15 protein-coding genes are annotated in these 18,760 nt (G+C 40.9%); 4 read left to right on the forward strand and 11 right to left on the reverse strand.

Going from position 1 to position 18,760, the window contains the following annotated elements; all coding sequences use genetic code 11:
- Together pstA and ACHSBP_RS16505 are read right to left on the reverse strand one after the other, a co-directional pair.
- Nucleotides 1–1,460: phosphate ABC transporter permease PstA (gene pstA / locus ACHSBP_RS16500; protein ID WP_395389659.1), on the reverse strand; the 1,460-nt coding region annotated here is incomplete at its 3' end.
- A gap of 18 nt (nt 1,461–1,478) precedes the next feature.
- Nucleotides 1,479–3,719 carry an ABC transporter permease subunit gene (locus ACHSBP_RS16505; RefSeq protein ID WP_395389661.1) on the reverse strand — a complete coding sequence of 747 codons (2,241 nt, stop codon included), beginning with the start codon at nt 3,717–3,719 and terminating at the stop codon, nt 1,479–1,481.
- Between the two features lie 275 nt (nt 3,720–3,994).
- Here ACHSBP_RS16505 and ACHSBP_RS16510 point away from each other — a divergent pair, with 275 nt between their 5' ends.
- On the forward strand, nt 3,995–4,501 hold the full coding sequence (locus ACHSBP_RS16510) for a glycine cleavage system protein R (RefSeq protein ID WP_010561914.1): 507 nt from the start codon (nt 3,995–3,997) through the stop codon (nt 4,499–4,501).
- Nucleotides 4,502–4,594: 93 nt separating this feature from the next.
- Here ACHSBP_RS16510 and panP read toward each other — a convergent pair whose 3' ends face one another.
- Nucleotides 4,595–6,268, reverse strand: coding sequence for a pyridoxal-dependent aspartate 1-decarboxylase PanP (panP, locus tag ACHSBP_RS16515; RefSeq protein ID WP_395389691.1), 1,674 nt, complete (start codon nt 6,266–6,268; stop codon nt 4,595–4,597).
- A 201-nt stretch (nt 6,269–6,469) separates the two neighbouring features.
- Between panP and ACHSBP_RS16520 the strand changes: the two genes are divergently transcribed.
- Nucleotides 6,470–8,344, forward strand: a complete 1,875-nt coding sequence (locus tag ACHSBP_RS16520; RefSeq protein WP_010561916.1) for an EAL domain-containing protein — start codon at nt 6,470–6,472, stop codon at nt 8,342–8,344.
- On the opposite strand, the gene ACHSBP_RS16525 is transcribed toward ACHSBP_RS16520, so the two are convergent.
- The 6 genes from ACHSBP_RS16525 to ACHSBP_RS16550 form a co-directional block, all read right to left on the reverse strand.
- A complete protein-coding gene (locus tag ACHSBP_RS16525) occupies nt 8,331–9,005 on the reverse strand; it encodes a tRNA (guanosine(46)-N(7))-methyltransferase TrmB (RefSeq protein WP_010561917.1) in 675 nt (224 codons plus the stop codon). The genes ACHSBP_RS16520 and ACHSBP_RS16525 overlap by 14 nt on opposite strands.
- Before the next feature lie 4 nt (nt 9,006–9,009).
- Entirely contained in the window at nt 9,010–9,777 is a 768-nt protein-coding gene (locus tag ACHSBP_RS16530; RefSeq protein ID WP_010561918.1) for an ABC transporter permease, read from the reverse strand.
- A 2-nt stretch (nt 9,778–9,779) separates the two neighbouring features.
- A complete protein-coding gene (locus tag ACHSBP_RS16535; protein WP_395389663.1) occupies nt 9,780–10,700 on the reverse strand; it encodes an ABC transporter ATP-binding protein in 921 nt (306 codons plus the stop codon).
- A 32-nt stretch (nt 10,701–10,732) separates the two neighbouring features.
- Nucleotides 10,733–11,359 carry a flavin prenyltransferase UbiX gene (locus ACHSBP_RS16540; RefSeq protein ID WP_010561920.1) on the reverse strand — a complete coding sequence of 209 codons (627 nt, stop codon included), beginning with the start codon at nt 11,357–11,359 and terminating at the stop codon, nt 10,733–10,735.
- 7 nt (nt 11,360–11,366) lie between these two features.
- Nucleotides 11,367–12,710 (reverse strand): UDP-N-acetylmuramate:L-alanyl-gamma-D-glutamyl-meso-diaminopimelate ligase, encoded by a 1,344-nt coding sequence (gene mpl, locus ACHSBP_RS16545; RefSeq protein WP_010561921.1) that lies wholly within the window; start codon nt 12,708–12,710, stop codon nt 11,367–11,369.
- A 118-nt stretch (nt 12,711–12,828) separates the two neighbouring features.
- On the reverse strand, nt 12,829–15,231 hold the full coding sequence (locus ACHSBP_RS16550) for a zinc-dependent metalloprotease (RefSeq protein WP_395389664.1): 2,403 nt from the start codon (nt 15,229–15,231) through the stop codon (nt 12,829–12,831).
- A 156-nt stretch (nt 15,232–15,387) separates the two neighbouring features.
- Here ACHSBP_RS16550 and ACHSBP_RS16555 point away from each other — a divergent pair, with 156 nt between their 5' ends.
- Nucleotides 15,388–16,356 carry a class 1 fructose-bisphosphatase gene (locus tag ACHSBP_RS16555; protein WP_010561923.1) on the forward strand — a complete coding sequence of 323 codons (969 nt, stop codon included), beginning with the start codon at nt 15,388–15,390 and terminating at the stop codon, nt 16,354–16,356.
- A gap of 73 nt (nt 16,357–16,429) precedes the next feature.
- Here ACHSBP_RS16555 and ACHSBP_RS16560 read toward each other — a convergent pair whose 3' ends face one another.
- Both ACHSBP_RS16560 and radC read right to left on the reverse strand, forming a co-directional pair.
- Complete coding sequence (locus tag ACHSBP_RS16560; protein ID WP_010561924.1) at nt 16,430–16,645, reverse strand: bacterioferritin-associated ferredoxin; 216 nt, start codon at nt 16,643–16,645, stop codon at nt 16,430–16,432.
- Between the two features lie 129 nt (nt 16,646–16,774).
- Complete coding sequence (gene radC, locus ACHSBP_RS16565) at nt 16,775–17,449, reverse strand: DNA repair protein RadC (protein WP_010561925.1); 675 nt, start codon at nt 17,447–17,449, stop codon at nt 16,775–16,777.
- Nucleotides 17,450–17,543: 94 nt separating this feature from the next.
- On the opposite strand from radC, the gene coaBC reads away from it, so the two are divergent.
- Nucleotides 17,544–18,752 (forward strand): bifunctional phosphopantothenoylcysteine decarboxylase/phosphopantothenate--cysteine ligase CoaBC, encoded by a 1,209-nt coding sequence (coaBC, locus tag ACHSBP_RS16570; RefSeq protein WP_010561926.1) that lies wholly within the window; start codon nt 17,544–17,546, stop codon nt 18,750–18,752.
- Nucleotides 18,753–18,760: the final 8 nt, after the last annotated feature.

Below are 18,760 nucleotides of genomic sequence, written 5' to 3' on the forward strand. Positions count from 1 at the left end.
AAGTGTACAAACGGGAAGTTCATATCAACTGGCAGTGTTGGCGCCATTTTTACTACACCCACTAACATCAGTGGTGCTACTTCACCTGCTGCACGTGCAACCGCAAGAATTAAGCCTGTCATAATTGCAGGGCTTGCCATTGGTACAATAATACGCCAAATAGTTTCAGCTTTGGTGGCACCAAGTGCTAACGAACCTTGACGAACTGAACTTGGAATACGTGATAAACCCTCTTCCGTTGATACAATTACAACCGGTAAAGTTAAAATTGCTAATGTCAGTGCTGACCAAATTACACCTGGCGTACCAAACGTTGGGCCTGGTAATGCTTCAGGGTAGAATAATTGGTCAATGCTACCACCTAGCATGTAAACAAAGAAACCTAAGCCAAATACACCGTAAACAATCGATGGTACACCGGCAAGGTTGATTACCGCGATACGAATCATTTTAGTAATTGAATTTTTCGCTGCATATTCGTGTAAGTAAATCGCGGCGATTACACCAAACGGCGTTACGATTACCGCCATTAACATAACCATAAATACGGTACCGAAAATCGCAGGGAATACCCCGCCTTCGGTGTTCGCTTCACGTGGGTCATCGCTAACAAACTTACCGATTTGCTTGAAGTAATGACCTAATTTAGCCATTAAACCCATATCGTTTGGTAGTGTTACGTCTAGCACTTGGTAAAGTGGAATCGTTACTAACTCACCACGCATATCTTTTACAATAACTTGGTCACGCTTTGCCGCATCACGAAACTTAAATAGCTCTTTTTCAAGCACCAAGTATTGCTCACGATAGTCTTTACGCTGAGCCTCAAACTCCGCGACTTTTTCGTGTGTTAATTCGCCTTTAAGGTCGAGCGCTTTTTCTTTTAAACGCAAACGTTCTAGGTCGTAGTTAATATGACCAATGGGGCCGTTTTGCAAATCAAGTGCTGACTCATTAAGTTCAACTGCGCGCTCTACAAGTTGCTCTAGCTCAATTAACTTTTGCGCTTCAGCGACAACTTTACCGTCTTTGATCACACTTTCAATGTAACCGTAAAAGTTACCGTTTTTACTACGCTCAAATACCGCTAATTGGCTCGGGGTAGATTGCTCAATAATATCCGTTGCTAAAATCCAACGGAAATCTAGGTCTACGTATTCACGGTTACCAGTTTTAATCAGTAAACGCTCTACTTCTTCACCCGTAAAACCGTGTAAATCAACATTCGCCGCTTTTAAGCGCTCAACAGGCACCATTTCACGGTCGTAAATTTCACCGATAACGGTTTCTTTAACGTCGCCACGGTGCATTTCAAATTGCGTTACTTCTGACGGCCAAAAGAACCCTAAACCACGACCTGCAATCATTGCCAGTAGGCCAATAACCGAGATTAAGCTGATACTTACTGCACCACCTGTCATCCAGATCCAAGGTGAGCCAGATTTAAACCACTGCTTCATTTATTAAATCTCCTAACCTTACAGTGAACTATACTTTTCACGTAAACGCTGACGAACAAATTCAGCAATCGTGTTAAAGATAAAGGTGAATATAAACAGTACAAACGCTGCTAAGAATAAGATGCGGTAGTGCGTGCTGCCTACTTCTGATTCTGGCATTTCTACCGCAATGTTTGCTGCAAGCGTACGCATACCTTGGAAAATACTCCAATCCATAATCGGCGTATTACCTGTTGCCATCAATACAATCATGGTTTCACCAACCGCACGACCTAAACCCATCATCACTGCCGAGAAAATACCTGGGCTTGCTGTTAGTAATACAACGCGAACAAGCGTTTGCCACTGCGTTGCACCAAGTGCAAGCGAGCCATTCGATAAGTGCTTAGGTACACTAAATACCGCATCTTCAGCAATTGAGAAAATTGTTGGAATAACCGCAAAGCCCATTGCAATACCCACAACTAACGAGTTACGTTGGTCAAAATCAATGCCTAACTCGTTAGTAATATAACGACGTACATCACCATCAAATACCCAAAGCTCTACCGCAGGACTCAGTGCAAACGAGATATAACCTGCTAGTAATACCACTGGAATGAGTAAGATAGAGTGGCTACCGTCTGGCACTTTGTGGCGAATCGATTCTGGTAAATTTTGCCAAAAGAATGCTGTGAGTATTATCGCCAATGGCGTTAATACTAAAATCAGCATAATTGCAGGTAAGTGAGATTCAATCAGAGGTGCTAACCAAAGACCCGCTAAGAAACCTAAAATTACGGTTGGTAATGCTTCCATAATTTCAACCGTTGGCTTAACGATTCGACGCTGTTCAGGCGACATAAAATAGGCTGTATAGATAGCAGCAGAAAGCGCAATCGGTACCGCAAATAGCATCGCATACATTGCCGCTTTAATTGTACCGAATGAGATTGGTACTAACGATAACTTAGCTTCGAAATCATCACTTGCCGATGTAGACTGCCAAATGTAAGCAGGTTCAGGGTAACCTTCGTACCATACTTCTTGCCACAATGCTGACCAAGATACTTCAGGATGCTCATTTTCAATATCAACAACAATTAGTTGATTGCCCGCCAGCATTAATGCTGCGTTTGAGCGTGGTGACACCGCAAAGAAATCAATTCCCGCGTCTGCTACCTTACCCGACCACAGCTTGTTTTCACTGGTAGTGTAATAAAGCGATAAATCACCTTGGTTATTAGTGCTAAAGAATGTACGGCGATAGAATTCACTGTAAAGCCCTGAAATTTCTTTATCACCACTTGCAAAAGCACGGATTTTGGCGAACTTACGACCCGAATCACCATTAATTTCAAACCACTGTGAAATTTCACCATTGTCGTTAACTAACATTAATGAGTTAGCACCTGACAATAATTGCATTTTAACTAGGTTGGCATTCTCTTGATTCGCGGCAAGCACTTGAATACGCGTAATATCTTCAATATCGCGCGTATTGTAAATGTAAATCTTATTAGCCACTCGCACAAATGCACGACTAAAGTCCGGTGAGATTAATAATTCATCCACTTTGCCTTCAACAGCAATCTCCGCGGTTTCACTTGACCATTCCATTTCACCAGAGAACATATTTTCTTCCGCTGCAAGCATGCTAAACAGCAGACGTTGATCACCGGTTAATGCGAGTACACCAAGTTGATTATCATCAGCAACATAGCTGAACGCGAATTTACGAATTGATGCACCTTCGTCATCAATCATCACTTCACTTTCACCGAGTGGATACGCAATACTTGGCTTAATGGTACGGCCATTGTTGGCAAATCCTACTTCAAATTTCGGGTTCACAACTTTAATTGCGCCATTGTCAAGACCATAAGCATACATAGCCTGATGCGGCACAGTGCGTGCAAAGCTGGTTACCGGTGCATCAAATTCCACATTAAAGCTTGTTAGCTTAGTGCCAAATTTCTCACCTTTAATGGTGTAGTAACTTAGCTCGCCAGTTGGTGTGAACAAGTAAGCGATTTCACCTTGCTCTTCCATACCTGCCGCAACGTACTCTTGCGTTTCAGGTAAAGCGAATTGATTTCTCACTTCAACATGTGATGAAGCGAAAATCGGCTGTACTACATACAACAGATAAAAGAAGATCAACAATAAGGCAACCAGTACTAATGTACCGCCTGCCGTAATACTGTATTTGGCGACTTTATCTTTGATCAGTCTGTTTCTATTAGTATTGAATTCAACACTTGGCGGATTGGAACTCATCCATTGGCCCTTACAAATAGAATTAGGATTTAGTTGGCGTGCATTATATTTTGTCAAGATGACAGAAATGTTACAGAGAATGAAATATTTCGTTTTTATGACCGAAAAGTTACACCGATTATTTAACAAAATTTGACAAAATAAATTGGACAAAAGGCAGTCAATCATCAATACTTAAACAGCTCTACACCTCCATTTAATCCTTTGAATTAGCTAACAATTATTTCTTAATTTGTGTAGAGAGGGTTGCGCTAATTAGATAACGAGACAAGTATATGAAGCAGTTAGTATTAACAATTATTGGTCCTGACCGCTCAGGTCTAGTAGATGAACTATCCTCAGCGGTTTTAGCTAACCATGGCAATTGGTTAGCCAGTAACTTAAGCCACCTTTGCGGCCACTTTGCCGGAATTTTACAGTTAGAAGTACCTGAAGAACATTTGTCGGCACTCGAGGGCGCAATTCACGCCATTCCCGATCTCGAAGTAAAAATTGAAGCAGGGCAAGAACAAGTAACCGACGCAAGCCAACAGCTTAACTTTGTTATTACCAGCAATGACAGACCAGGTATAGTGCAAGAGCTTTCTAGTGTGTTACGTCATAAAGGTGCCTCAATTATTCACTTTAACTCAAAGCAACAAAGCGCGCCTAATTGGGGTGTACCTCTGTTTAACGCAGAAGCTCGGGTAGAGTTACCTGCAGGTTTAAGTAAAGATGATGTGATTGAAGCGCTCGAGTCTATTACGTCTGACTTGATTGTGGATATTGAAACCGAGGCTTAGGGTTTACGATTATCTCATCCGAGTTCAGGTTAAATAAAAACGTAAAAAAGGGAGCAAATGCTCCCTTTTTCATAAAAAATTCACAACGCTAAATTATAAATATTTCGCTAAATACTTTTTAAATATTGGATCTTTACCAGCCAACTCTCGCTGCTCCGCTAAAATATCATGCAATATTTGATTTGATGTAAGCGGATTTGCTAATACAACGCGAAATACTACTGTCGGTAAATTATCGTACTGATATGGCGTTAAACGTGTACGCGATACAAATGAGCGCCCTGCTTCACGCTGACGTTTTTGCATGCTCGCAGTAAAACGATTAAGTGCTGCGTAAATATCTAACTTAGTTTGTTCATCTGCCGTTTTAAGTACTTCTTTAATTTTTTCTGGTACATAGCGATATGTTAACAAGCAAAGTTCTGGTTCAGTAACCAGTTCAAAGTCATCTGTTTGCTTAATAAGTTCAGCAAAATAGCGCGCTTTTTCAAGGCTTTTATCAATTAACATTTCATAGCCTTTGCGACCAATAATTGATAAACACGCATGCACTAACATCGCCATACCTGGGCGGCTACCCTCAAGGGTGTGTGAGCCTAAATCTTTCGAGCCTTTACGTAAGATATATTCAGCATGATGTTCTACCACATTGACCGTATCTGGTTCTTTGAAAAGCACAATACCTGCACCCATTGGCACATACATTTGCTTATGTGCGTCAATGGTAATTGAATCGGCACGTTCGCAACCAGCTAATAACCCACGCGCATTATTAGATAGCATGGTTGCACCGCCCCAAGCAGCATCAATATGAAAATGACAATTGATTTCCTCAGCTAGGTCTGCCATTTCATTAAGCGGGTCAATATTGCCGGTTTCAGTTGTGCCTGCAACACCAACAATTGCCATCACTTTAATGCCTTTTTCTGCTAATTCGTTAGCCTTTTCACGCATTTTAGCAACATCAACACGGTTATTATGATCTGTTTCGATAGATACAATATTACTGCGACCGATGCCTAACACATCAGCAGCTTTACCAAGTGAGTAGTGACCACGCTCTGACACTAAAATAGCCAAGCCTTTGTAGCCATAATGCATCATAGCCGCAACTAACCCATCGCTATTTATACCATTAAAATCGCCATCTGGTTTAAGCAGCTTATTGCGCGCAACCCAAAGTGCTGAAATATTGGCAACCGTGCCGCCTGAACAAAATGCACCTAAGGCATTTTTGGCGTTGTGCATCCACTTACGGTAAAAGGCATCATCTTTGCCGTAAACCATGTGGTGCATCATACCCAAGACTTGACGTTCTAATGGTGTAAATGCTTTAGATGTTTCAATTTTTACCAGATTTTGGTTTAACCCCACCATCAACTTTGACAGAGGTAAAACAAAATGCGGTAAGGCCGAAGTCATATGACCAATAAAGCTCGGCGCTGACGTGTGTACTGAATGTGCCACCAGCTTTTCCATTAACTCTTGGGCGTGTTCAGATACAAAACGAGGTTCTTCAGGGATATTTGCAGCTTGGAAATCTTTTTCAATTTCATGCAAAGGTTTTTCAACCGCTGCAATATTTTCGTTAAGAAAGCCTGCTAAGTTACTAGATATTTCTTGCTCAATTTTAGCCAAAGTCGAGCCCGGCGCCTCTGGCACCGTAAAAATTCGCATTAAGCTTTCTTCAGACGCTATTGCTGGGCGCACTGCTTGACGTGTTTCATCAACCATACTACTCACTTTACCCAAAAAGTGTTCAAACATATTCATAAAAAAAGGCTGTCAACTCTACTTCAATTACAAGAAAAAGTCTCGCAATTTGCACAATATCTCCATCTACTGCTGTAAAAAACACACTAAATTGACTATTATAAGGTGTTTCAAAACAACATAACCCTTTGCTTGCTATACAGTAAAGCAGTATTTTTCAATTGCGGCAAAAATTAGTTTTTGGCAAGGATGCGCATGTATTATTCAAATCAAGGAATTCGTTGGCTTTTTTTTGCGGGTGTACTGTTTTTAGCAAGCCTTGGCGGCTATGTTTATTACGTTTATTCACACACCTACAACGACATTTTAAAAGATGTTGACGCTAAACTCTTAAACGCAGCACAAAGTGTTAAATTTATCCTCGGTGACGAATACCACGACAATATTACCGACCCCGACCACATTGATGAAAAAAGCTACCTATTAAAAAGCAAACAACTCTCTGAGTTTGCCAGCAAGCTCGAACTCGAATACGTATACGCGATGATAAAAGAAGGCGATCAAGTTTACTTCTCTGCATCTAGTTATACTAACGAGGATATTAAAAACAATAAGCTTACTTACTTTTATGACCTTTACCCTGAAGCGACACAATTAAACGTTAAAGCGTTTTATTCAACAGAGCCTTTATTCGAGCATTCAGAAGATCAGTGGGGCCATTTCCGCACCATATTTTTACCGTTTCAAGCAAAAGACGGGCGCACCTATTTAACTGGCGCCGACATCACCATTAAAGATTTAAATGAACAGCTTGCAGCAAGTGTTACCCAAGCGGTAATCACCGCAAGTTTCTTTTTCTTTATCGCAACTTTAGTGGGCAGCGCTTACATTTATCTACTAAAACAAAACTTAACCCGCGATCCCGTTACGGGCTACGCAAACCACATTGCGCTAGAAAGAAAACTGCAAAGCCATTCACCACTGCACATGCAATTGGCCATAGTATTAATTAGTAATCTTGAAGATATTAACGGTTTTTACGGCTCCCACATTGGTGATGAAGTAATGCAAAAACTGCTGGCACGTTTAAATAAGTTAAAAAGCACAGAATGTCACCTGTATCGCTTATCAAGCAATAAAATAGCATTGCTATCGCCCAACTTAGACAGCAATGCCTGTTTAAAACTTGTCGAAAATCTAAATAAAAATGCGCCGTTATTATATGACCCATTTATCTACGTGACCTTATGTGCCGGTATTGCCACTGGCAATAAAACACTGTTAATTGAAAATGCACGTATTGCGGTTGAACAAGCTAAGCGTAGTCGTGAGCTTGTGGTGTTTTACTCCGATGCAATGAACATCATTAAAAATCAATATCAGCACAACTTAAAAATTGCCAAAGATGTGCGAGAAGCATTTAAAAATGGCCAAGTTGAAGCGCACTTTCAGCCAATACTCACTATCGACGGTAACGAAACCTTAAAGTACGAAGGCTTAGCACGCATTAAGATTAACGATGCTTTATATGAGCCTGATTACTTTTTATCTGTCGTAAATCGCAGTCGCATGGATGGACAATTAACTCGCATGGTTTTTCTTGATTGCGTTAAGCGCTTTCGCCAAACTAATTTATGCTGGAGCATGAATTTAACTGCGCAAGATATGTTAGACCCAAGCCTGGCGCAATTTCTTGATGATGAATTAAAGCGCTACCCTACACCTCACCATATTTCATTTGAGCTTATCGAAACTGAAGCGATTGCCAACCTAACGGAAATCAAAGGCTTTGTAGAAATGGTAAGACGACACGGTGCTAAGGTCTTTATCGATGACTTTGGAACTGGTTACTCAAATATTTCGAATATTCTTAAACTAGAAGTCGATGGCTTAAAAATCGATCGCTCTTTAGTCTCACAAATTACCAAAGACGATGAAGTGTTTTTATTTATTCAACACATTGCCAATTTTGCTAAGGAAGTGAACTTAACCTTGATTGCAGAAGGCGTTGAAAACAAGCTCGTTGCCGATAAGCTCGCAAAAGCGGGCATTAAATACGTACAGGGTTTTTACTACGCGAAGCCAGCTCGAGAGCTGGCTCACATTTCACAAACCGCTAAAGCGAGTTAAGGTTAATTTGCAGTCGGTGGCTTTGTTGGCCACTGGCCCAGTACTTTCGCTCAAATGGAGTAATTGCTGTGTCTGCACTATATGGCGTTACAGACACATCCACGCCAGCTAAACCAAGGGCAAAGGCAAACTCATCAACATAGGTTTGCCAATTACTTCTTACTTCAAGTTGACCACCAATTTTCACAATATAAGGAAACACCGGTGCTCCATGCCAGCGGCGCCCTAAATGTTTAGCTTTAGGCCACGGGTTTGGATACAACAAGTAATGATGTGTCACCTGCCATTGATGCTCAACCACCAAGCGCCAAAAGTCATTTAAATCTGCACGTACTAATAAGTACTGACCGTTTTCAGTTTGCTTGTATTCAACATCATGTTTTTCAATACGATGTGCCGACTTATCAATGCCTATAACTAAGGCATCTGGGTGCTTGCGCGCTAAATTAGCGGTGCTTTCACCTACCCCGCAGCATGAATCGAGAATAATCGGCCCAGCAAACTGCTGTACCTTCTTATTGACTTCATCAAAAGCCGTTTGCGTATGCGCTGCAATCGGCTTCTTAAACTCAGAACTTAGGTGCTTACGTACCACTTCTTCTAACTTTTCATTTAGTCCTTGTTGATTCGAACTAATACTTCTTGAATTTGCGTCAGACATAATTTTAGTGGCGAATGCCAACCCCTTTATCAATTAAACGGTATGCAACAGCAAATAACGCACTGATAAACGCAATAATTACTGCAAATGCCGTTGTGATATCTACATCAGATACACCTAAAAAGCCGTACCTAAATGCATTAACCATATAAATAATTGGATTAAATTGTGAAACGCCTTGCCAAAAATCAGGTAACAAGGTGATTGAATAAAACACGCCACCTAAATAAGTTAGCGGCGTTAAAACAAAGGTGGGGATAATGCTGATATCGTCAAAGCTATTAGCGTATACCGCATTAATTAAACCACCGAGCGCAAACACGGCTGCGGTAAGTAATACTGTGGCAAAAATAACGGCAACATTATGAATTTGAATATCAACAAAAAACAGCGACAAAATAGTGACGATAATGCCAACACATAGGCCGCGTGCCATACCGCCGCCCATATAGCCTAATACAATAATATAGGTAGGCACTGGCGAAACTAGCAGCTCCTCAATGCTTTTTTGAAATTTCGTTGAATAAAAGCTCGATGCCACATTGGAATAAGAGTTGGTAATCACCGACATCATGATCAGACCCGGTACAATAAACTCCATATAGTTAAAGCCACCCATATCACCAATACGTGAGCCAATTAGGTTGCCAAAAATAACAAAGTACAGTGACATGGTAATTGCTGGCGGCACTAAGGTTTGCACCCAAATTCGGGTAAAGCGAATACACTCTTTGATCCACAGTGTTTTTAATGCAGTAAATTGACTACTCATAATTATTGCTCGCGCCCCTTTTCAACAATCGCAACAAATAGCTCTTCTAATCGATTCACTTTATTACGCATACTTAGCACCGTATTACCTGACGTACTTAATGCATCAAATACATCATTTAACCCTTGTGATTTTTCCACATCTACTTCGATTGTATGGTCGTCAATCTCACGAGTTGTGTAACCATCAAGTGAAAATGCCGATGTTGGCTGCTTGAGATCAAGAATAAAAGTTTCTTTATCAAGCTTTGCCAACAGTGACTTCATATTGGTGTTTTCAATAATTTGACCTTTATCGATAATCGCAATGTTTTTACACAACATTTCCGCTTCTTCAAGGTAATGAGTGGTGAGAATAATCGTCACGCCTTGCAAGTTTATTTCTTTTAAGAATTCCCACATAGAGCGACGCAACTCAATATCAACGCCTGCCGTGGGTTCGTCTAAAATCAGCAGTTGAGGTTTGTGCATTAACGCACGTGCAATCATTAAACGGCGTTTCATACCACCTGAAAGCGTGCGCGCTTGCTTATCTTTTTTATCAGCAAGGCCAAGTTGTGCAAGCAACTCATCAGCACGCTTGTGCGCCTCTGCGCGTGGCACGCCATAGTAACCCGCTTGGTTAACAAGGATTTGGTTAAGTGTTTCAAACTGACTAAAGTTAAATTCCTGCGGTACTAACCCTAAATTAGTTTTAGCCTTACCAAGGTCGGTATCAATATCATGACCGAAGACTTTTACCGTGCCTTTGGTTTTATTAACAAGTGAAGAAATCACACCAATTGTGGTTGATTTGCCAGCACCATTAGCACCTAACAGTGCAAAAAAGTCGCCTTTTTCGACTGTTAAATCAATTCCTTTAACAGCTTGAACACCGTTACTGTAGGTTTTTTCTAAACCAACAATTTCGAGAGCTTTTGTCATTGTGTTTTGCGTTCCAATTTTGAATGGATTAATTAGCAGCCGTAGCCCCAACGTTTAGCCAGCGTATGCTCAATAGAGAGATGATCTAAAATGCGCGCCACCATAAAGTTAACCAAGTCGTCAATTGAGCTAGGGTTATGATAAAACCCAGGTGCTGCGGGCATAATAGTGACACCTAGTTGCGCCAGCTTATGCATATTTTCAAGATGAATCGCGCTAAGCGGTGTTTCGCGCACCACCAGCATTAATTGGCCTTTTTCTTTAATCACCACATCAGCAGCACGCTCTAATAAGTTATCAGATGCACCATGACTAATCGCCGAAACAGTACCTGCACTACACGGGCAGACAATCATCTTTTTAGGTGCAGCACTACCCGATGCCACAGGGCTAAACCAGTTATCTTTACCAAATGCTTTTAGTTGATTTGGCTTGGCATTAAATAAGCTTGTCAGTTGCTCAGTTGCCTTTTCTTCGTTGCCCGATAGTTTTACATCTGATTCCGTATCAAGTACTACACGGGCAGCGCTTGATACCAACACAAATACTTGGTGATTTAACGAAATTAGCGTTTCAATTAATTTTAAACCATACGGCATACCTGAAGCACCGCTAAATGCAACGGTAATGGTTTCATTAAATTCATGGTTTTGCGTCATAAAAAGCCTATTTGTTGGCGAGCGCATCTAAAATACGATTATGAATATTTTCAAAGCCACCATTGCTCATTACCAATATATGGTCGCCGGCAGTTGCTTTTTCAAGTAGCGTTTTAACGATCTCATCTGTGCTGTTAAAACATAAAGCGCCAGCGTTATTGGCAGCCTCTTTGAGTGACCAGCTTAGATTCTCAGGCTCAAATAAAATCACATCGTCGGCATTTTCGAGCGACGCTAATAATGTATTTTGATGTACGCCCATTTTCATTGTATTGGAACGTGGTTCTAATACGGCAAAAATACGCGCTTGGCCCACTTTTGCTCTAAGCCCAGCTAACGTCGTTTTAATAGCAGTAGGGTGATGGGCGAAATCATCGTAGAGCTTAATGCCCGCAACCTCGCCTTTTAATTCCATACGACGTTTTGGTGAAATAAACTCGGCCAGCGCCGCAATTGATGTTTCAACAGGAATACCTACATGACGTGCTGCTGCAATCGTCATTAAAGCGTTTTTAACATTATGTTCGCCAATAGCTTGCCAGCTCACACGGCCAACAATATCACCACCAAGAAGCACATCAAACTCACTGCCATCGGCGTTTATAAGTTGATAATCCCAGTCATTGCCAAGTTGCTCTTGCTCACTCCAACAACCTTTTTCTATCACTTGCTGAATATTCACATCATCGCTTGGCCAAATCACTTTACCTTGCCCTGGTACAATGCGTAATAAGTGATGAAACTGCTTTTGAATTGCCGCTAAATCTTCAAAAATATCAGCGTGGTCAAATTCAAGGTTATTGAGAATTAAAGTACGCGGTAAGTAGTGTACAAACTTGCTACGCTTATCAAAAAATGCGGTGTCATATTCATCCGCTTCAATAACAAAAAACGGTGTTTTACCTATGCGCGCCGACAGGCCAAAGTTTTGTACTACACCACCAATTAAAAAACTTGGATCAAGACCTGCGTATTCTAATACCCATGCAAGCATACTTGCAGTGGTAGTTTTACCATGGGTGCCCGACACCGCTAGTACCCACGCATCTTGCAGTACATTGTGCTTTAACCATTCTGGGCCCGACGTATAAGGAATACGATTTTCAAGCACATATTCAACGCATGGATTACCACGGCTCATAGCATTGCCAATCACCACAATATCTGGTTGTGGTTTTAACTGAGCAACATCGTAACCTTGAATTAGCTCAATGCCTAAAGACTCAAGTTGAGTACTCATTGGTGGGTAAACGTTTTGATCTGAGCCTGTAACTTTATGGCCCAAGGATTTTGCAATGGCTGCGATGCCCCCCATAAAGGTGCCGCAAATACCTAAAATATGAATATGCATTGTTGTTGATTCTTGTCGTATAAATTCGATATGAGCTTTAAATAGATTAACAGTTCAATAAAAAAGCCCATTAGATTTCGCTAATGGGCTTAGTATGCCATAACTTACTATTTAGGTGTTAAATAGGTGAGCCCGGCGGCATCGGCAGTGGCTTAAAGTGACCTTGCCATTGACCCTCTTCTAACGATTTAAATAAGATATTCGCAAGATATTTCTTAAAGTTATCATTAGAACGCGCAAATTTACGGGCTATAAATTCAATTTGTCCTGCTAGTTCAGCCTGTACTTCAGGGTCAGTTTTATCACTTAATGCAGTGTTCACTAAATGATATGCCGTTACCATTTGAATGCGCTGTGCCACTTGATGCAACATGCCTTGCTTTTGGTTACTGAAAAACACTTGCTCACTGAGTTGAAATAACACATTGCGCGCACTTAATTGTTTGCTATCTCGCATCGCTTGGAAATGTAAACGATTTAGACGCTCGGAGTTTAACAGCAGGGTTAATGTGTGATTTGCTGATACTTCCGGTAATGCTAACGGATCGAGTGTTAAACCGGTACGTCCAACTAGGCTTTCGCGGGTTTTGTATTCTCCGTACGCTTTTGGTGTAATCACATTAAGTACGAGCTCTGGCACTACTAACTGGTCCGCTTCAAGCGTTGCTAATAGCGCACTTAGTGCTTCTTTTTGTTTAGCAACATCAACAAGCTTGTTACCTTTAAACGTATCACCACTACGTAATTCATAATCGTAATCAACACCTGCAATCAATTTAACCGCTGCTTCTGTTTGGTAACGGTGGAATAAATAAAGTGGAATAAACACTTCTTCTAGCTGCGATAGCGCCGTGCCATTTTTAATATTATGAATGCCAAACTTCGACATCGCTTTTTCACGAATGGAGAGCACTCGGTGTAGCTCTTGGCTTGGGTTTTCACCGTTATCCCATAAATGTGCTGTTGGGTGTGCGCCGCCTTTGGCACGTGCATCGCTGTCGGAAATAAACTCAAGGCCAAGGCGTTTATTTTCCGCTAAGATTTTTTCAAGCTCTTTTGCTTCGCTCAAAATTGGAAAATCAGAGTAGCCATACTTCACAACTTGAATATCCCACACACCTAAGCCTTTGCCATAGCCGTTTTCAGTATTAAAGCTGCCATCATCATTAAAGCTCACTAACGGGTGCGGATAATCCATCACCGATGCGCGGTCTTTTACTGATGCAGAAAAGTTATGCGCAATACCTAAGGTATGACCTACTTCATGGGCACTTAACTGGCGAATACGGTCAAGCGCCATCGCATGCAGTTTTTCTACGTTTTCATCACCTTTTAAATAAGGTGCTGCGAGTGCTTCTGCAATTAGAATATCTTGACGTACACGCAGAGAACCAAGCGTTACATGGCCTTTAATTATTTCACCTGTGCGTGGGTCGATAACACTTGAACCATATGACCAACCACGGGTTGCACGGTGCACCCATTGGATCACGTTATAACGAATATCCATAGGGTCTGCATTTTCAGGTAGCATTTTTACTTGGAAAGCATTTTTATAACCTGCCGCTTCAAAGGCTGCCTGCCACCATTTTGCACCATCGAGTAACGCTGTTTTTACCGGGTCGGGCACACCTGGGTCGAGGTAGTAAACAATTGGTTTAACGGCTTCTGAAATTTGAGCAGTTGGATCTTTTTTCGCTAAACGATGTTTTGGAATATAACGCACATACATAGACTCAGATAACGGCGCTGCATAGTCTTTGTATTCTTCACTCCAAAAACCCGATTGCGGATGGAATTTACGTGGTTTAAAGCCATCATCCGGTATTTCAATAAACGAGTGGTGTAAATGTACTGAAATAGCGTAAGGGTCTGGCGCTATTTGTTTGATGTATTTACCCGGCTTTGTGCCATTAAAGCTAACAATCGCTTCTAACTCAGTATTTTTAGCAAACGACTTAGAGCGCGGCATATAAACAGCACTTTTACTTTTATCTAAGCTAAAGCTTCCTTGGTTTCGACTCGCTAACGTTCTTGAAACGCCATGTACATCGGATAATAAATACGGTGTGTAATCAATTAAAGCGCGCTCATTGCTCACAGCTTTAATTTCAAAACCGTGCAATACGCTTGAAGCAAATGCTTCACGAATACTTTGCAGCTCAGCTTTGTTAGTACTGTTTGCACGGTAGTAAGTATTATTTTGTTTTAATAAAAGTTTGTTACCATGCTTTTCGAATTGCACAATTTTAGTATCACCTAACTGACCGCGATCAAGACCAATATCATTTGACCCTAGGCCGTAAGGCATACTTAGTTGCAACAGAAATTCATGGTTTAATTTATCTACTTCTAAGTAAACCTTGCCCGAAGCATTATCGTAATAAAAGGTAAAATAACCCGGATAACGATTCATTTCGCGAGTAAATGATTCAATGGGTTTCAGGGTTGCCTGCGCTTTTGGTATACTTAACAGTAACAAAGCACAGATCAGCAGAAATGGTTGTACTAATCTTTGCATCTTTCTTTGTTATTTCATTATCAATGGTGCATGGTGCTTAAATCATACACAAGCTAATGCACAATTGTATACAAATTTAACTGAGCGCTGCCGAAAGGTTGCCTGTTGCCACCCTCTCACTTTATGTGGCAATAAGCTATTAGTCAGGAATATAAAATGCGTAGACTTCCACCAGTATTGATCGAAGACGGCTGTCCTCGTGATCTTTTATCATTGATCAGAACGATTCTTGCTGCTTGTAAAGAAATTTCATTCCGCGTAAGCCAAGGTGAATTATCAGGTGTTTTAGGTTCAACCTTAGACGAGAACATTCAAGGTGAAACGCAAAAGAAGCTTGATGTTTTATCGAACCAGTTACTTAAAGATATTCTACTTGAGTCTGGCTACGTAAAAGCCATTGCATCTGAAGAAGAAGATTATACTGTTGCTGGCAACCCTGATGCTGAATATATCGTTGCATTTGACCCACTTGATGGTTCTTCAAATACCGATATTAACTCGTTAGTTGGCACTATCTTCTCAATTATGAAAGCGCCAAAAGATAAAGCTGCTGATGATCAAAGCATTTTCATGCAAGCGGGCAAACACCAAGTGGCTGCAGGTTATGTACTGTATGGACCATCTACTATGTTGGCGCTCACCATTGGTAAAGGTACGCGTTTATTCACATTAGATAGAACTCACGGCAGTTTCTTACTTACTGAAGATAAAGTAGCTATTCCTGAAGATACTAAAGAATTCGCAATTAATGCATCAAATCAGCGCCATTGGCTAACACCAATGCAAAACTATATTGCTGATTGCCTTGCAGGCGAAGAAGGCCCACGCAAGAAAAACTTCAATATGCGTTGGATTGCCTGCATGGTAGGTGATGTTCACCGTTTATTATGTCGCGGCGGTTTATTCACTTACCCTGAAGACACAAAAAATCCAGAAAAGCCATTCAAGCTGCGCTTACTTTATGAAGCAAACCCAATGGCAATGCTAGTAGAGCAAGCTGGCGGTGTTGCGTATGCTGGCCTTGATCGTATTTTAGATATTGAACCGCAAGAAATTCACCAGCGCGTTGCTGTTACCATGGGTTCAAAAAATGAAGTGGAGATTTGCTTGGATTATCACAAGTAAGCACTCTTTATTTTGAGTAATAAAAAACCGCGATTTACGCGGTTTTTTTAATTTAGAAATCTCATATTTTGAATCAAGCTACTTTTTGGCAGCTGGTGTAATCAACACTTACTTTAATAGCTAATTCTTGCTGTGATTGTGTGATGACATCTTTTGCATGACATACACATTTACCACATTGACTGCCTACACCTAAACAACCACGCACATCACGCATCGAATCCATACCATCGGTTACGGCCTGTTTAATCTGTTTTTCAGTAACTGCATGACAAATACAAACGTACATAATAAATGAGTGCTTTCAAAATTAATTACACTACAAATTTTAATGCTATTGAGAATAATTTTCAATAATATTAATAACTGTAAAAACAGCTATTTACAAAAAAGCATTAATAAACTCACTTTTTACCCTTTAAATTTGACCATGCTCAGCAAAGGAATGCGTATTACCTGCTGCAATTATAATGTGATCTAAAATACTCACATCAATCAACGCAAGTGTGTCTGATAGTCGCTTAGTTATTAATTTATCTGCCTCTGAAGGCTCAGCAATACCACTGGGGTGATTATGGGCCAAAATCACATTTGCCGCGTTGTATTTTAATACCGTAGTAACAACTTCTCGTGGGTAGACCGATGCGGCATTAATGGTGCCTTGAAATAGATTGACCGATTTAATGAGCCTATTTTGGCTATCAAGCAGCAGCAAGTAAAAACATTCTTTGTGCTCTTTTTGTAATTCGCATTTTAAATAGTTAATTACCGAATAAGGCGAATCAAATACGGCTTCACGCTGAAGTTGCTCAGCAAAAAAGCGTTTACTTAATTCAAGCACAGCTTGCAGCTGCACATATTTTGCGGGCCCCAGCCCTAATTGTTGGCAGAATGAATCACATTCCAATGAAAAGAGCTGACCAATTGAGCCTTGTTGTTTGAGTAATGTATCGGCTAACTCAATGGCATTCAGCCCTTTAATGCCAGTACGTAAAAAAATCGCCAATAACTCAGCATCGGTTAAACTACTAGCGCCTTTACTTAATAACTTTTCTCTTGGTCTTGCCTCTATGGGCATTTGATTTATTTGCATTTAACGATCCATGTTAACGTTTGAAATCATTTTATTAGTATAGCCAGCCTCGCCAAAAATTATGGAAAATGGTATGGTTTAGCTAATTTAAAACATGTCATTAAATATTATGTCGAAGAAAATTGTATTGGGAATTACGGGCGGTATTGCTGCTTATAAATGTGCTGAATTAACAAGACGTTTAACCGAAAACGGTGCGCAAGTTAAAGTGGTAATGACCGACTCTGCGCAACAGTTTATAACCCCACTTACCATGCAAGCTGTATCAGGTAATCCTGTTTCGACATCCTTACTTGACCCTGCGGCAGAAGCGGCAATGGGGCATATTGAATTTGCTAAATGGGCTGACCTTATTTTAATTGCCCCAGCCAGCGCTAACACCATAGCTAAAATGGCCCATGGTATGGCCGACGATCTATTAACCACTTTGGTACTCGCAACCCCGGCAAAAGTGGCGATTGCACCGGCAATGAATCAACAAATGTACGCCCACCCTGCAACCCAGCAAAACTTACAAAAATTAAGTGAATATGGAGTGTCTATTTGGGGACCTGCCAGTGGCGAGCAAGCTTGTGGCGATGTAGGTAAAGGGCGAATGCTTGAGCCAAACGAACTAGTTGAACTGTGTTTAATGCGCCATGAAACACCTCTGCTTGCAGGCAAAACCGTTACTATTACAGCGGGTCCAACTCGTGAAGCGCTTGACCCTGTGCGTTTTATCTCTAATCACAGCTCAGGGAAAATGGGATTTTCATTGGCCCGTGCAGCAAAAGCGCTAGGAGCTAATGTAAACCTAATTAGTGGCCCAGTGAATTTAACCACACCGAGTGAAGTAAATCGTTTTGATGTAGAAAGTGCACAACAAATGCATGATGCTGCCATGGAACTAGCTGTTAATTCAGATGTATTTATAGGCTGCGCTGCTGTTGCCGATTACAAGGCAACAACGACTGCAAATAATAAAATAAAAAAACAGGGCGATACCATGACCATTGAGCTCAGCAAAAACCCTGACATTATTGCCTCAGTTGCTGCACTCAAAGCAAATCGCCCGTTTACAGTAGGCTTTGCAGCCGAAACCAACGATGTTGCTAACTACGCCAAAGGCAAATTAAAAAATAAAAATCTCGATATGATTTGCGCTAACGATGTGTCTGATTCTAGCATTGGTTTTAATAGTGAAAACAATGCCATGACACTGTTTTGGCCAGAGGGTGAACGCCACTTATCACTACAATCGAAACAACAAATTAGCCATTTAATATTGAAAGAAATCGCGTCAAAACTCGCGGCTAAAAAGTAAAAAAACTG

The sequence above is a fragment of the Pseudoalteromonas sp. XMcav1-K genome, from assembly GCF_044005875.1.
Lineage (GTDB): Bacteria > Pseudomonadota > Gammaproteobacteria > Enterobacterales > Alteromonadaceae > Pseudoalteromonas > Pseudoalteromonas spongiae.

Excerpts from the sequence above, each read along its gene's own strand:
- ACHSBP_RS16530 (WP_010561918.1), bottom strand. The coding sequence starts at position 9,777 with ATGAGTAGTCAATTTACTGCATTAAAAACACTGTGGATCAAAGAGTGT.
- ACHSBP_RS16555 (WP_010561923.1), top strand. The coding sequence starts at position 15,388 with ATGCGTAGACTTCCACCAGTATTGATCGAAGACGGCTGTCCTCGTGAT.
- ACHSBP_RS16550 (WP_395389664.1), bottom strand. The coding sequence starts at position 15,231 with ATGCAAAGATTAGTACAACCATTTCTGCTGATCTGTGCTTTGTTACTG.
- ACHSBP_RS16525 (WP_010561917.1), bottom strand. The coding sequence starts at position 9,005 with ATGTCTGACGCAAATTCAAGAAGTATTAGTTCGAATCAACAAGGACTA.
- ACHSBP_RS16520 (WP_010561916.1), top strand. The coding sequence starts at position 6,470 with ATGTATTATTCAAATCAAGGAATTCGTTGGCTTTTTTTTGCGGGTGTA.
- panP (WP_395389691.1), bottom strand. The coding sequence starts at position 6,268 with ATGTTTGAACACTTTTTGGGTAAAGTGAGTAGTATGGTTGATGAAACA.
- ACHSBP_RS16505 (WP_395389661.1), bottom strand. The coding sequence starts at position 3,719 with ATGAGTTCCAATCCGCCAAGTGTTGAATTCAATACTAATAGAAACAGA.
- ACHSBP_RS16510 (WP_010561914.1), top strand. The coding sequence starts at position 3,995 with ATGAAGCAGTTAGTATTAACAATTATTGGTCCTGACCGCTCAGGTCTA.
- radC (WP_010561925.1), bottom strand. The coding sequence starts at position 17,449 with ATGCAAATAAATCAAATGCCCATAGAGGCAAGACCAAGAGAAAAGTTA.
- coaBC (WP_010561926.1), top strand. The coding sequence starts at position 17,544 with ATGTCATTAAATATTATGTCGAAGAAAATTGTATTGGGAATTACGGGC.
- mpl (WP_010561921.1), bottom strand. The coding sequence starts at position 12,710 with ATGCATATTCATATTTTAGGTATTTGCGGCACCTTTATGGGGGGCATC.
- ACHSBP_RS16535 (WP_395389663.1), bottom strand. The coding sequence starts at position 10,700 with ATGACAAAAGCTCTCGAAATTGTTGGTTTAGAAAAAACCTACAGTAAC.
- ACHSBP_RS16540 (WP_010561920.1), bottom strand. The coding sequence starts at position 11,359 with ATGACGCAAAACCATGAATTTAATGAAACCATTACCGTTGCATTTAGC.
- ACHSBP_RS16560 (WP_010561924.1), bottom strand. The coding sequence starts at position 16,645 with ATGTACGTTTGTATTTGTCATGCAGTTACTGAAAAACAGATTAAACAG.